General features: G+C 71.3%; 15 protein-coding genes. 13 read left to right on the plus strand and 2 right to left on the minus strand.

Translation table 11 applies throughout. The features are described 5' to 3' along the window. Positions 1–386 precede the first annotated feature (386 nt). The 11 genes from GTW08_RS12270 to GTW08_RS12320 all read left to right on the plus strand — a co-directional run bounded on the left by GTW08_RS12270 (position 387) and on the right by GTW08_RS12320 (position 9651). Positions 387–863: a hypothetical protein gene (locus GTW08_RS12270; protein WP_139283054.1), complete on the plus strand. Its 477-nt coding sequence runs from the start codon at positions 387–389 to the stop codon at positions 861–863. 360 nt (positions 864–1223) lie between these two features. Then, positions 1224–1997, plus strand: coding sequence for a F0F1 ATP synthase subunit A (gene atpB, locus GTW08_RS12275; RefSeq protein WP_062397367.1), 774 nt, complete (start codon positions 1224–1226; stop codon positions 1995–1997). A gap of 124 nt (positions 1998–2121) precedes the next feature. Further along, entirely contained in the window at positions 2122–2367 is a 246-nt protein-coding gene (locus GTW08_RS12280) for a F0F1 ATP synthase subunit C (RefSeq protein ID WP_020621511.1), read from the plus strand. Positions 2368–2430: 63 nt separating this feature from the next. After that, positions 2431–2979 carry a F0F1 ATP synthase subunit B gene (locus GTW08_RS12285; protein WP_062397364.1) on the plus strand — a complete coding sequence of 183 codons (549 nt, stop codon included), beginning with the start codon at positions 2431–2433 and terminating at the stop codon, positions 2977–2979. Continuing rightward, a complete protein-coding gene (locus GTW08_RS12290) occupies positions 2979–3809 on the plus strand; it encodes a F0F1 ATP synthase subunit delta (protein ID WP_073578514.1) in 831 nt (276 codons plus the stop codon). Before GTW08_RS12285 ends, GTW08_RS12290 begins: the two co-directional genes overlap by 1 nt. Positions 3810–3884: 75 nt before the next feature. Further along, complete coding sequence (gene atpA / locus GTW08_RS12295) at positions 3885–5522, plus strand: F0F1 ATP synthase subunit alpha (RefSeq protein WP_073578513.1); 1638 nt, start codon at positions 3885–3887, stop codon at positions 5520–5522. A gap of 12 nt (positions 5523–5534) precedes the next feature. Next, positions 5535–6557 carry a F0F1 ATP synthase subunit gamma gene (locus GTW08_RS12300; RefSeq protein WP_073578512.1) on the plus strand — a complete coding sequence of 341 codons (1023 nt, stop codon included), beginning with the start codon at positions 5535–5537 and terminating at the stop codon, positions 6555–6557. Beyond that, on the plus strand, positions 6557–7990 hold the full coding sequence (gene atpD, locus GTW08_RS12305; RefSeq protein ID WP_073578511.1) for a F0F1 ATP synthase subunit beta: 1434 nt from the start codon (positions 6557–6559) through the stop codon (positions 7988–7990). Before GTW08_RS12300 ends, atpD begins: the two co-directional genes overlap by 1 nt. A gap of 18 nt (positions 7991–8008) precedes the next feature. After that, a complete protein-coding gene (locus tag GTW08_RS12310) occupies positions 8009–8380 on the plus strand; it encodes a F0F1 ATP synthase subunit epsilon (protein WP_060713074.1) in 372 nt (123 codons plus the stop codon). A gap of 19 nt (positions 8381–8399) precedes the next feature. Next, positions 8400–8849, plus strand: a complete 450-nt coding sequence (locus tag GTW08_RS12315; RefSeq protein ID WP_062397354.1) for a DUF2550 domain-containing protein — start codon at positions 8400–8402, stop codon at positions 8847–8849. 61 nt (positions 8850–8910) lie between these two features. Next, positions 8911–9651 carry a GIDE domain-containing protein gene (locus tag GTW08_RS12320; protein ID WP_073578510.1) on the plus strand — a complete coding sequence of 247 codons (741 nt, stop codon included), beginning with the start codon at positions 8911–8913 and terminating at the stop codon, positions 9649–9651. A 24-nt stretch (positions 9652–9675) separates the two neighbouring features. Here the strand turns inward: GTW08_RS12320 and GTW08_RS12325 are convergent, their stop codons facing one another. Then, positions 9676–10269 carry a cob(I)yrinic acid a,c-diamide adenosyltransferase gene (locus GTW08_RS12325; RefSeq protein ID WP_073578509.1) on the minus strand — a complete coding sequence of 198 codons (594 nt, stop codon included), beginning with the start codon at positions 10267–10269 and terminating at the stop codon, positions 9676–9678. Positions 10270–10393: 124 nt separating this feature from the next. Here GTW08_RS12325 and murA point away from each other — a divergent pair, with 124 nt between their 5' ends. Both murA and GTW08_RS12335 read left to right on the plus strand, forming a co-directional pair. Beyond that, positions 10394–11662 carry a UDP-N-acetylglucosamine 1-carboxyvinyltransferase gene (gene murA, locus GTW08_RS12330; protein WP_073578508.1) on the plus strand — a complete coding sequence of 423 codons (1269 nt, stop codon included), beginning with the start codon at positions 10394–10396 and terminating at the stop codon, positions 11660–11662. Positions 11663–11862: 200 nt separating this feature from the next. Then, complete coding sequence (locus GTW08_RS12335; RefSeq protein ID WP_073578507.1) at positions 11863–12714, plus strand: DUF1206 domain-containing protein; 852 nt, start codon at positions 11863–11865, stop codon at positions 12712–12714. Positions 12715–12718: 4 nt separating this feature from the next. Here GTW08_RS12335 and GTW08_RS12340 read toward each other — a convergent pair whose 3' ends face one another. Continuing rightward, positions 12719–13051 carry a hypothetical protein gene (locus tag GTW08_RS12340; RefSeq protein ID WP_062397345.1) on the minus strand — a complete coding sequence of 111 codons (333 nt, stop codon included), beginning with the start codon at positions 13049–13051 and terminating at the stop codon, positions 12719–12721. Positions 13052–13180 lie beyond the last annotated feature (129 nt).

The raw sequence follows: 13180 nt of genomic DNA on the forward strand, positions 1-13180 counted from the left end.
CCCGCGCGGCACCGGCCACCGCGCCCACCCCGCCGCGACACCGGGGCCGGACCAGCCGACCGTCCCCACCCCCGCGCACCACCCCGCCCGGGACCGCGACGCCTGACCGGCGCCGGTCCTGGCCCTGGGGAGAGGTGTCCGCGCTCACGGATCAGGCCCGCCCGCCCCGTACGTCGCCCGGTCCCGGGGCCGTCGAGCGCGTCGAGAAGCACCTGGGTGCCGCCCGACGGCGGTCCGACGACGCTCGGGAGCTTCTCGACGCGGGCCGGGCGGCACGGGACACCGCGGGGGACGGCGCCGGTCGGGGCGCCGGACCCGCCGGTTACCGTGTGCGCGGAGCCGTACCCGCTGGTGGGGCGGCCGGTGAGCCGGGAGGCGGACGCACCGTGTGGCGATGGGACCGCTGGGGGACCGTGGAGTACGACGGTCCCGCGCTCGGTCAGGCGCAGGTCGTGCGGCGGCTGTCGGGGTCGATGGCCCGCGGCGCCGCCCTGGTCGGCGTGGCCACCACGGTGGTCTGCGCCGTCGGCGGGATCGTCGCAGCCGGGGTCCCGGGCCTGTCCGCCGCGGCCCTCGGTGGTCTGCTGGCCATCGGCTCGGCCCTGCTCACGCCGGTGCTGATGCTGCGTACGACCCATCTCGAGCCGGGCGCTGTGATGCTGGCCGCATTCGGCGGCCTCGCGATGAAGGCCATCATTCTCCTGCTCGCCCTGTTCACCCTCGGGGGTGCGCCGGGTCTGCACCGCATGTCACTGGCCGTCACCATGCTCGTCGTCTTCATCACGACGACGGCGGCGGAGGCCTGGGCAGGGCAGAAGCTCCAGATCCTGATCGGCACCGATCCGGGGTCCACAGATGCCTGACCTGGGGTTCGACGACCGTTTCGTCCGTTCCTGCGGCGCCCTCGCGGGCGTCCGCGGGGGCTGTCGAGGGCGTCGGGCGGATGGCCGGGCGGCGACCGCCGGGGGAGTTAACGGTGAATCACCCGACGCGACCCACCGGACCCGATCAAGATCGTTTCGTCGGACGAACGCGCAGGTGAGGTGCGTACGAGCCCCCGACATCGTGTAGAAGTACGGCTGATAGCATCCGCCACGTAGGCGATGTGGGTGACTTCCGGTGTTTCGACCCGGCCGCCCGGAAACACATCGCGCCACGAGGCACCTTGCAGGCGATCCCCCGTTCCGCGTGGATGCGGAACGGGAGCACCGGAAGGACCCCCATTGGGCACGTTGGTACTGGCGGCCGAGGAGTTCACTCCGCCCGGCGCAGGTCTGTTCGAGTACCCGCCGATCTTCGGCGCCGTCACCAAGCCGATGGTGCTGGCGGTCCTGTCGCTGATCATCGTCGCGGCCGTCTTCACGCTGGGCACGCGCAAGCTGTCCATCGTGCCGAGCCGATTCCAGTTCGGACTGGAGTCCTTCTACAACATCCCGCGCAACACGATGGCGCGTGACCAGATCGGCTCCGAGGACTTCAAGCGGTACATCCCGCTGATCCTCGGCCTGTTCAGCTTCATCCTGGTCAACAACATCTTCGCGATCATCCCGGTGATCCAGTTCCCGACGCTGTCGCGGATCGGGTTCCCCATCGCGCTGGCGTTGTTCGTCTACGTCTTCTACCACTACGCCGGGTTCAAGAAGCACGGGTTCTTCGGCTACATCAAGCACGCCGCGCTGCCGCCGGGCGTCCCGGTCTTCATCGCGCCGCTGATCATCGTGATCGAGCTGCTGCAGAAGTTCCTGGTGCAGCCGCTCTCGCTGGCTCTGCGTGTGTTCGCCGCGATGTTCGCAGGCCACCTCATCCTCGCCCTGACCGCCGTGGGTGCGGCGTTCCTGGTGTCGGCGGGCTCCGCGCTCGTCATCGCGTCCCCGGTGGTGTTCGCCGCCGGGATCGCGTTCACGTTCCTGGAGGCGCTGGTCCAGGTCATCCAGGCCTACGTCTTCGCCCTGCTGGCAGCCGTGTTCATCGGCGCGGCGATCTCCGAGGACCACTGACAGCACCACCGAGACCCCGGTGCCGCCGGCACCGCGCTCGCACCACCTGCTTCATCCGCCGGCCCGTCCGGGCCGATACACCGAACGACCCGCATCCCGCGGACCCGACGGAAGGAAACCCGAAGTGAACGTCACCCAGGTTCTGGCCCAGGAAGCCGCCAACATCAACCCGGGCCTCGCGGCCATCGGGTTCGGCGCCTCGGCCATCGGCGCCGGTATCGGCGTCGGCCTGATCTGGTCGGCCGTCATCAGCGGCACCGCCCGCCAGCCGGAGGCCCGCGGCCAGCTGATGGGTATCGGCTGGACCACCTTCGTCCTCGCCGAGCTGGTCATGCTGATCGGCCTGGTGCTCTTCTTCATCGCGCAGTAAGAGCCGGCAGATCACTCTCATGCCGGTCCCGGTACCGGCGGCCATGTCAGGGAAGGACACACGGTGGAACTGATTCTCGCCGCCGAACAGCCGCTTCCGATTCTCCCGCACCTCGATGAGCTCGTGCTCGGTGTGGTCGCGTTCGCGATCCTGCTGTTCCTGCTCTGGAAGTTCGCGGTCCCGCGCTTCGAGACGCTCTACGAGGAGCGGACCGACGCGATCGAGGGCGGCCTCAAGCGTGCTCAGGAGACCCAGGAGCAGGCGGACCGGCTGAAGAAGGAGTACGAGGAGCAGCTCGCCGGCCTCCGGGCCGAGGCGGCGCGCATCCGCGACGACGCCCGGGCCGAGGGCCAGCAGATCAAGGCCGAGCTCCGCGAGGAGGCCGAGGCCGAGGCCGCGCGCATCAAGGCCCGTGGCGAGGAGCAGGTGGCCGCGTCACGCGACGCCGCCCAGCGTGCTCTGCGCAACGAGGTCGGGGGCCTGTCGGTCCAGCTGGCCGAGCGCCTGCTGCGCGAGCAGCTGGCCGACGACTCGCGTCGTTCCGCGACGATCGACTCGTTCCTCGGTGAGCTCGACCAGCAGGGCGTGGCCCAGCGGAGCGGGGCGAACTGATGGCGGCTGTCCTGCAGCCCGCCAGTCGTGAGTCCCTCGCGGCGCTGACCGAGCGGCTGGACTCCTGGACCGACTCCGCGTCGGCCCGGGACCTGACCACGACCGCGGACGAGCTGTTCGCGGTGGCCCGGTTCCTGGACTCCGAGCGCTCCGTCCGGCGCCTGCTGGCCGACGCGTCCTCCCCCGAGGACGCCCGCGCGGACCTGGTCCGCCGGCTGTTCGGGTCCCAGCTCTCGCAGCCGACCGTGGACCTCGTCTCCGAGCTGGCGGGCAAGCGCTGGTCCACCCCCCGCGACATCGTCACCGGCGCGGAGGGCCTGGCCCGCCGCACGGCCATCGCGATCGCGGACCGCAACGGCTCCCTCGACGAGGTCGAGGACCAGCTGTTCCGGTTCGGCCGGGTCGTCGCCCGCGAACCGCAGCTGGCGAGCCTGCTCGGCGACGCCGCCCGGCCCGTCGAGGGTCGCGTCCAGCTCCTGGACTCGGTGCTCGGCGAGAAGGTCTACCCGGTGACGGCGACGCTGCTCCGCGAAGCGGTCCGGCTGCCCCGCAGCCGGCACCTCGACGTCGTCGCCGAGGAGCTCGCCGAGCTCGCGGCGGCCCGCCGGGACCGCTCGGTCGCCAAGGTGCGCACACCCGTCGAGCTCTCCTCCGAGCAGGAGACCACGCTCGCCGAGACACTGGGCCGTATGTACGGCCGCACGATCTCCCTGCAGGTCGAGCTCGACCGGAGCCTCCTCGGAGGCCTGGTCGTGCAGGTCGGCGGCGAGGTCATCGACGGCAGCGTGGCGGGTCGACTCGCCGCAGCTCGCCGATCCCTGCCCAGCTGACCTGCTTCGGACGCGATCGCCGGACCCCGGCGGAACGACCCGAAGACCCCGTTCGAGAGAAGGAACGACGCAGCCATGACAGAGCTGACGATCTCCTCCGAGGAGATCCGGAGTGCGATCTCCAGCTACGTCTCGTCGCTGGAGAGCGGCACGTCCCGCCGTGAGGTCGGGACCGTCGCCGACACCGGTGACGGCATCGCCCACGTCGAGGGTCTGCCCTCGGCCATGACCAACGAGCTGCTCGAGTTCGAGGGCGGCGTCCGCGGCGTCGCGCTGAACCTCGAGCAGAACGAGATCGGTGCGGTCGTCCTGGGCGACTACACCGGCCTCGAGGAGGGCCAGCAGGTCACCCGTACCGGCGAGGTCCTGTCCGTGCCGGTCGGCGAGGGCTACCTGGGCCGGGTCGTCGACCCGCTGGGCAACCCGATCGACGGCCTCGGCGACGTCGAGAGCGACGCCCGCCGCGTGCTCGAGCTCCAGGCGGCCGGCGTGATGGACCGCCAGTCCGTCGGCGAGCCGCTGCAGACCGGGATCAAGGCCATCGACGCCATGACCCCGATCGGCCGCGGCCAGCGCCAGCTGGTGATCGGCGACCGCAAGACCGGCAAGACCGCGGTCTGCGTCGACACGATCATCAACCAGAAGGAGAACTGGGAGTCGGGCGACCCGAAGAAGCAGGTCCGCTGCATCTACGTCGCCATCGGCCAGAAGGGCTCCACGATCGCCGGTGTCCGGCAGTCCCTCGAGGACGCCGGTGCGCTGGAGTACACGACGATCGTCGCGGCCCCCGCGTCCGACCCGGCCGGCTTCAAGTGGCTCGCGCCCTACACCGGCTCGGCCATCGGCCAGCACTGGATGTACCAGGGCAAGCACGTCCTCATCGTGTTCGACGACCTGTCGAAGCAGGCCGAGGCCTACCGCGCGATCTCGCTGCTGCTGCGCCGCCCGCCGGGCCGTGAGGCCTACCCGGGCGACGTCTTCTACCTGCACTCGCGTCTGCTGGAGCGCTGCGCGAAGCTCTCCGACGAGCTCGGCGCGGGGTCGATGACCGGTCTGCCGATCATCGAGACCAAGGCGAACGACGTGTCGGCCTACATCCCGACCAACGTCATCTCGATCACCGACGGCCAGGTCTTCCTCGAGTCCGACCTGTTCAACCAGGGTGTCCGGCCGGCGATCAACGTCGGTATCTCGGTCTCCCGGGTCGGCGGCTCGGCGCAGATCAAGGCCATGAAGACGGTCTCGGGCTCGCTGCGTCTGGACCTGTCGCAGTTCCGTGAGCTGGAGGCGTTCGCCGCCTTCGGTTCCGACCTCGACGCCGCGTCGGCCGCCGCTCTGGGCCGTGGCGAGCGCCTGGTCGAGCTGCTCAAGCAGGCGCAGTACGCGCCGGTCGCGGTGCAGGACCAGGTCGTCTCGATCTGGCTGGGCACCTCCGGCAAGCTCGACTCGGTGCCCGTCGCCGACGTGCAGCGCTTCGAGTCGGAGTTCCGCGAGTACTCGCGTCGCCACGCCTCCGGCGCCCTGAACGAGATCACCGACACCGGGAAGCTCTCCGACGACGCCGTCGAGACGCTGACCAAGGCGGTCGACGAGTTCAAGCGCAACGAGTTCACCGCGTCCGACGGTTCCTCGGTCGTCCCCAAGGAGAAGGCCGAGAAGGCCCTCGACGAGGACGATGTCGAGCAGGAGACCGTCACGGTCAAGAAGAACTGAGGCTGATACCCGATGGCGGCACAGATCCGGGTGCTGCGCCGGCGTATCCGGTCGACGCAGTCCATCAAGAAGATCACCCGTTCCCAGGAGCTGATCGCGACCTCTCGGATCGCGAAGGCCCGGGCACGGGTGGACGAGGCGCGTCCGTACGCCGAGCTGATGACGAGCACCCTGTCGGAGCTCGCGTCGAACTCGGCGCTGGACCACCCGTTGCTCGTCGAGCGGGAGCAGCCGAAGCGGGCCGCGGTCCTGGTCGTCACCAGTGACCGCGGGCAGTGCGGCGGCTACAACGCCAACGTCCTCAAGGAGGCCGAGAAGCTCCAGGCCCTGCTCCGTGAGCAGGGCAAGGAGCCTGTGCTCTACGTGATCGGCCGCAAGGGCGTCTCGTACTACCGGTTCCGCAACCGGGACGTCGAGCAGTCGTGGACCGGTTTCTCCGAGCAGCCCGGCTACGAGCACGCGGCCGAGGCGGCGAAGGCCCTGGTCGACGCGTTCATGGCCGGTGAGGACGACCACGACGGCAACACCGACGGTGTGACCGGCGTGGACGAGCTGCACCTCGTCTACACCAGCTTCAAGAACATGATCACCCAGGTGCCGCAGGCCCGGCGGATGGCTCCGCTCGAGGTCGAGTACGCGGCCGACAGCGCCTCCTCGAGGCCGGTCGGTGCCGGGTCGGAGCTGCCCTCGGTCGCCCGCGACGCCGACGCCGACACGGCCGAGAGCCAGCGGGACCACCCGGAGAGCAAGGGGCTCCAGCCGCTCTACGAGTTCGAGCCGGACCCGGACACGCTCTTCGACGCGCTGCTGCCGAAGTACATCGGGGCCCGCCTCTACGCGGCCCTGCTGGAGTCGGCGGCATCGGAGTCGGCGAACCGGCAGCGGGCCATGAAGGCCGCGACGGACAACGCCAACGAACTGATCCGTAGCCTGACCCTGGAGGCCAACCAGGCTCGCCAGGCACAGATCACCCAGGAGATCAGCGAGATCGTCGGTGGGGTCGACGCTCTCGCCAGCGCAGGAAGTGAGAGCTGATGACCACGACCGCCGAAACTTCGGCCGGCCCGATCACCGGGCGCGTCGTCCAGGTGACCGGCCCGGTCGTCGACGTCGAGTTCCCGCGTGACCAGGTCCCGAACCTGCTCAACGCCCTCACGCTGGAGGTGGACCTCTCCGGCGACAAGCGCAAGCTGACGCTGGAGATCGCCACGCACCTGGGTGACAACCTCGTCCGGGCCATCTCCATGCAGCCGACCGACGGTGTCGTGCGTGGCCAGGAGGTCACCGACCTCGGCCGCCCGATCTCCGTGCCGGTGGGCGACCAGGTCAAGGGCCACGTGTTCAACGCCCTCGGCGACTGCCTGGACGACCCGTCCATCCAGTTCACCGGTGACCTGCGGTCGATCCACCAGAAGGCCCCGCGCTTCGACGAGCTCGAGGGCAAGACCGAGATGCTGGAGACCGGCATCAAGGTCCTGGACCTGATGACGCCCTACGTCGTCGGCGGCAAGATCGGTCTGTTCGGTGGTGCCGGCGTCGGCAAGACCGTGCTGATCCAGGAGATGATCCAGCGTGTCGCGCTGAACTTCGGTGGCACCTCGGTGTTCGCCGGCGTCGGTGAGCGCACCCGTGAGGGCAACGACCTCATCACGGAGATGACCGAGTCGGGCGTCATGAAGAACACCGCTCTGGTGTTCGGTCAGATGGACGAGCCGCCGGGCACCCGTATGCGCGTCGCGCTCTCCGCGCTGACCATGGCGGAGTACTTCCGTGACGTGCAGGAGCAGGACGTGCTCCTGTTCATCGACAACATCTTCCGGTTCACCCAGGCCGGCCAGGAGGTCTCGACCCTCCTCGGCCGCATGCCGTCCGCGGTGGGCTACCAGCCCACCCTGGCCGACGAGATGGGCGAGCTGCAGGAGCGGATCACCTCGACCCGCGGTCGTTCGATCACCTCGATGCAGGCGATCTACGTCCCCGCGGATGACTACACCGACCCGGCTCCGGCGACGACGTTCGCGCACCTCGACGCCACCACCGAGCTCTCCCGGCCGATCTCCCAGAAGGGGATCTACCCGGCGGTGGACCCGCTGACCTCGACCTCGCGGATCCTGGACCCGCAGTACGTCGGTGACGAGCACTTCCGCGTCGCCAACGAGGTCAAGCGGATCCTGCAGAAGTACAACGACCTGCAGGACATCATCGCCATCCTCGGCATCGACGAGCTGTCCGAGGAGGACAAGCAGCTGGTCGGCCGCGCACGGCGGATCGAGCGCTTCCTGTCCCAGAACCTGCTGGTGGCCGAGCAGTTCACCCAGCAGAAGGGGTCGACGGTCCCGCTCAAGGAGACCATCGAGGCGTTCGACAAGATCGCCAAGGGCGAGTTCGACGACGTCCCCGAGCAGGCGTTCTTCCTCTGCGGCGGTCTCGACGACCTGGAGAAGAACCGCAAGAAGCTCGAGGGCTGATCACCGATGCCTGCTGAGATGACCGTGGAGCTGGTCTCCGTGGAGCGCCGGCTGTGGTCGGGCGACGCACGCTTCGTGCTCGCCCGGACCACGGTCGGCGAGGTCGGCATCCTGCCCGGCCACCAGCCGATGCTGGCCCAGCTGGAAGAGGCCGGGGTCGTCCGCATCGACTCCACCGACGGCTCGAAGCGCACCATCGCGGTGCACGGCGGGTTCCTGTCGGTGTCGGCGGAGCGGGTGTCCATCCTGGCCGAGTTCGCCGAGCAGGCGGATGAGATCGATGTCGAGCGGGCCCGGCGGGCGCGCGACGGCGCCGACTCGTCCACCGACGAGGGCAGATCGGCGATCGCCCGGGCCGAGGCCCGCCTGCGGGCGGCCGAGGCGAACTAGCACGGGGACCGGGCAGGCAGTGGAGCTCATCGCGGCGTTCGTCGGAGTTCTGCTGCTGTGCCTGGTCGTCCCCTTGGTCTGGCTCGCCGTACGGCGGGTACGACTCATGCGCAACGGCGGTGTGGACCTGTGTCTGCGCCGCCGTTTCGCTGTCACGGACTGGCACTTCGGCGTCGGGCGCTACGAGGGCGAGCGGTTCGCCTGGTACCGCCTGACCAGCTTCCGGATCGGTGCGACCGTCGTGATGGACCGGGCCGACCTGGAGATCGTGGACCGGCGGCCGCCGCACCGGTCGGAGGAGTTCGCGATCCCGATGGCGGTCGAGGTGCTGCGCTGCCGCGGCCGCGACGCCGCGGGCCGGGGCATCGACGTCGAGCTGGCGATGTCGGCGGGCGTCCGCACCGGCTTCATGGCCTGGCTGGAGTCCACCCCGCCGGGGCAGGGGCACGGCTACCGCGAGGCGTCCTGACCTCGCCGGATCGGTAGCTCTACGGACCTGTCGTCCGTTCTGTCCGTTCTATGCTGCCGCCGTGGATCTGGTCCTCCTGGCGTTCGCGGGCATTCTCGGCCGGCTGGCGTGGACGTCGTTCCGCGAGGCCCGCGACGGGCACGCCCGCTGGACGCGCGGCCTGGCCGCGACCCCGGCGACGGTCGCGGAGCTCGTCGCCATGGCCGGGTCCGTCCGCGACGAGCTCGACGCCCCGGCGTTCCGTCAGGTGGTGTCGCTGTCCGGCACCGTCGAGCCGCTCGACGACGAGGCGCGCCCGGCCCCGCTGACCGGGGTCGACTCGGTCTGGTTCCGGTTCGTCGAGGAGGCGCTCTCCCGCGGCCGGGACGACCGGGAGGAACGGCAGGTCGTCGCCGAGCAGCGGCGGGAGCGGCCGTTCCGGCTGACCGACGGCACCGCGGAGGTCGTGGTCGACCCCCGTGACGCGCACACCGAGATCCCGGTCGCCGAGCGCCGCCGGGTCACCGACGACGGGGAAGGCCGCGAGTTCGGCCTGTTCCGCCTCGTCGACCCGACGGTGGTCCGTGAGCGCACCGAGTGGCGGATCGAGCCGGGCGCCCGGCTCACCGTGGTGGGGGAGGCCCGGCTGTCCGGGGACCGGGTACGGCTGTCCGCCGCGGCCGACCACCCGCTCACGCTCACCGTCGCCGAGCGCGACGACCACCTGGAGCGCAGCCGGAGCCGCAGTGGCACCGCGATGCGGCGTGCCGTGGCGTTCGGCTGCGGCGCCGTCGTCGCGCTGCTGGTGGCGGTGCTGACCTGAGCGGGCCGTCCGGAGCGGGTCCGGTCAGGTGTCCGTGGTCGGTGCTCCGTGCGGGCCGCCCGGCTGCCACAGGACGTCGCCGTCGGGGTTCGCGACCCGGCCGAGGATGAACAGCAGGTCCGAGAGCCGGTTGAGGTACTGCGCGGTCAGCGGGTTGGTGTGCTCCCGGTCGACCTCCAGCAGGCCCCACACCGACCGCTCGGCACGCCGGGCGACGGTCCGGGCGACGTGCAGGTACGCCGCGCCCGGGGTGCCGCCGGGGAGGATGAAGGAGTTGAGCTTGGGCAACTCGGGGTTGAACTCGTCGCACCAGCCCTCGAGCCGGGTCACATAGCCCTCGGTGACCCGCAGCGGCGGGTACTCGGGGTTCTCGACGATCGGGGTGCACAGGTCGGCACCGACGTCGAACAGGTCGTTCTGGATCTGCCGCAGCGGGTCGACGACCCGTTCCGGGAGTCCCCCGACGGTCACGGCGACCCCGATCGCGGCGTTCGCCTCGTCGGTGTCGGCGTAGGCCGCCAGCCGGGCATCGGTCTTCCGGACCCGGCTGAAGTCGCCCAGGGCCGTCGTACCGTCGTCGCCGGTCTTCGTGTAGATCCGCGTGAGATGCACCGCCACCCCGACAGGCTAGGGGCGCCGGTGCCTCGGCGACCAGATGCGGGGGTGCGTCGGACGGTCCGAAGGGTCAGGGCCGTCCGGGGCGGGCATCCGGCGTGGTGACGGTCCCGTTACCGTTCCGGTCGTGGTGGAGCATTTCGCGGTCAACGGCGGGGCCCGGCTGAGCGGGTCCGTCGACGTCGTCGGGGCGAAGAACAGCGTGCTCAAGCTCATGGCGGCGGCGCTGCTGGCCGAGGGACGGACGACGCTCGAGAACTGCCCGGAGATCCTGGACGTGCCGCTGATGGCCGACGTCCTGCGAAGCCTGGGCTGCACGGTCGCGATCGAGGGGTCGACCGTGCACATCGACGTGCCCGCCGACCCCGGGGCGGAGGCCGACTACCGTTCGGTCTCCAAGCTGCGCGCGTCGGTGTGCGTGCTCGGGCCGCTGGTCGCGCGCTGCCGGCGGGCGGTCGTCCCGCTCCCCGGGGGCGACGCGATCGGTTCGCGGCCGCTGGACATGCACCAGAACGGGCTGCGCAAGCTCGGCGCGACCACCGACATCGTGCACGGCAGCGTCACCGCGACGGCGGGCGACCTGCACGGCGCGCAGATCTGGCTGGACTTCCCGAGCGTCGGCGCGACCGAGAACATCCTGATGGCCGCGGTGCTCGCCGAGGGCACGACGGTGATCGACAACGCGGCCCGCGAGCCGGAGATCGTCGACCTCTGCGTGATGCTGCAGCAGATGGGCGCGAAGCTCGAGGGCGTCGGGAGCTCCACGCTGACCGTGCACGGCGTCGCGGGGCTGCAGCCGACCACGCACCGCGTCATCGGGGATCGGATCGTCGGTGCGACCTGGGCGTTCGCGGCCGCCATGACCCGGGGCGAGGTCACCGTGCGCGGCGTCGACCCGCACCACATCGACCTGGTCCTCGACAAGCTCCGCAGCGCGGGCGCCGAGATCGCCACCGCCGAGCAGGAGTTCTCGGTCGCGATGCCCGGTCGCCCGGAGGCGGTCGACTTCGTGACACTGCCCTACCCGGGGTTCGCGACGGACCTGCAGCCGATGGCGATCGCGTTGTCGGCGATCGCCGAGGGCACCTCGATGATCACCGAGAACGTGTTCGAGGCCCGGTTCCGCTTCGTCGACGAGATGGTGCGCCTGGGCGCCGACGCCCGCACCGATGGGCACCACGCCGTCGTACGGGGGCGGCCGGAGCTGTCCAGCGCGCCGGTGTGGGCCAGCGACATCCGGGCCGGCGCCGGGCTGGTGCTGGCCGGGCTGTGCGCACGGGGCACGACCGAGGTCTGGGACGTCGCGCACATCGACCGCGGCTACCCGCGGTTCGTGGAGAACCTGTCCGCGCTCGGCGCCGACATCCGGCGGGTCGCGGGCGAGCCGGAGCGGTAGACGCTCGGCCCCGCAGGGGCGCCGACGGCGGCTCGCCGTGGCGGCGCCGGTACCCGGCGGCGAACCGGCCGGGGTGGGCGACACCCCTCGGCGCGACACGGCCCGGGTGCGGCCTCGCCGTTGCTCCGAACGGCCCACCAGCCCGGCGGACCGGTCCGCGCCGTGCCACCCTTCGCGTCGACTCGACGAGGAGGCCCGTCATGGTGAGCACCCCCGACGCCGCGGACGTCTCGCAGGCCGGCCGCAGAGCGGGCCGCGGGGCGCGGGACGCCGCGCACTCGACACCGGTGCGCGTCGCCGCCCGGGTCGGCATCGCCGCGAACGGGGTGCTGCACCTGCTGATCGGCTGGCTCGCCGTCCAGATCGCGCTCGGCTCGGGCGGGCAGGCCGACCAGAGCGGCGCCCTCGGGGCGATCGCCGCCGAGCCGGCGGGCCGGGTGTTCCTGTGGGTGCTGGTGGTCGGGTTCGCCGCGGTCGTCCTGTGGCGGACGGTCTCGGCGGTGTGGGGCTTCCACTACGTCGGCGACAGCACGAAGCGGACGGTGAAGCGGGTCGTCGCCGGCGGGCAGGCGGTCGTCTACGCCGTGCTGGCCGTCACCGCGGCGACCACCGCGGTCAGCGGGCGCGCCTCGAGCGGCGGTGGTGGGCGGGCGACCGCCGGACTGCTCGGCCTGCCGGGCGGGCAGGTCCTCACCGCGCTCGTCGGGCTGGGTGTGCTGGTCGGCGGCGGCGTGATGGCCTGGAACGGCTACCGGAAGAAGTTCACCGAGGACCAGGACCTCGGCGGCGCCGACAGCCGGCTGCGGCGGATCAACGCCCGTACCGGGCAGGCCGGGTACATCGCCAAGGGGATCGCGATCGGTGCGCTGGGCATCCTGCTGGGCGTCGCCGCGCTGACCTTCGACCCGCAACGCGCGAACGGGCTGGACTCGGCGCTCAAGACGCTGCGCGAGCAGCCCTACGGGGTGTTCCTGCTGGTCGCGGTGGGCGTCGGGATCGCCTGCTACGGGGTGTTCTGCTTCCTCGACGCCCGCTACCACCGGGTGGACTGAGCGCTCAGTCCAGGGAGCGGCGGCTCAGCACCACGCGGGCGTCCTTCACGTCGCGGGGGAAGACGAGCAGCGCCCAGCCGCCGCCGTCGGCGCGCGAGGTCGTCGCGCGGATGCCCTCGGAGCGCAGCCGGTCGCGCAGCACGCGGGCGGCCTCCTGGCCCGGTACCCGGGAGACCTCGGTGAGCAGCCCGGTGGCCACCGGGTCGTCCGGGTCGTCGGTGGGCAGCGCGTGGTGCTTCTGGTGGCCGTAGGTCCAGCGCAGCAGCAGCCCGAGCACCAGCAGCACCACCGCCAGGCCGATGACGGCGCCGAGCCGCGGGACCAGGTCGAGCTCCATCCGCCGATGGTCGCACCCGGACGGGCGACGCGCCCTGTCCGAGGGGTCGGGTGGTGAACCGATCCAGCGCTCGGTTTCCCGCGCGCGTCGCGTACTTTGCCGAACACGCCGACTGTGACGAGGGACGAC

Origin of the sequence: Pseudonocardia sp. SID8383, assembly GCF_009864975.1 — a bacterium.
GTDB classification, from domain to species: domain Bacteria; phylum Actinomycetota; class Actinomycetes; order Mycobacteriales; family Pseudonocardiaceae; genus Pseudonocardia; species Pseudonocardia alni.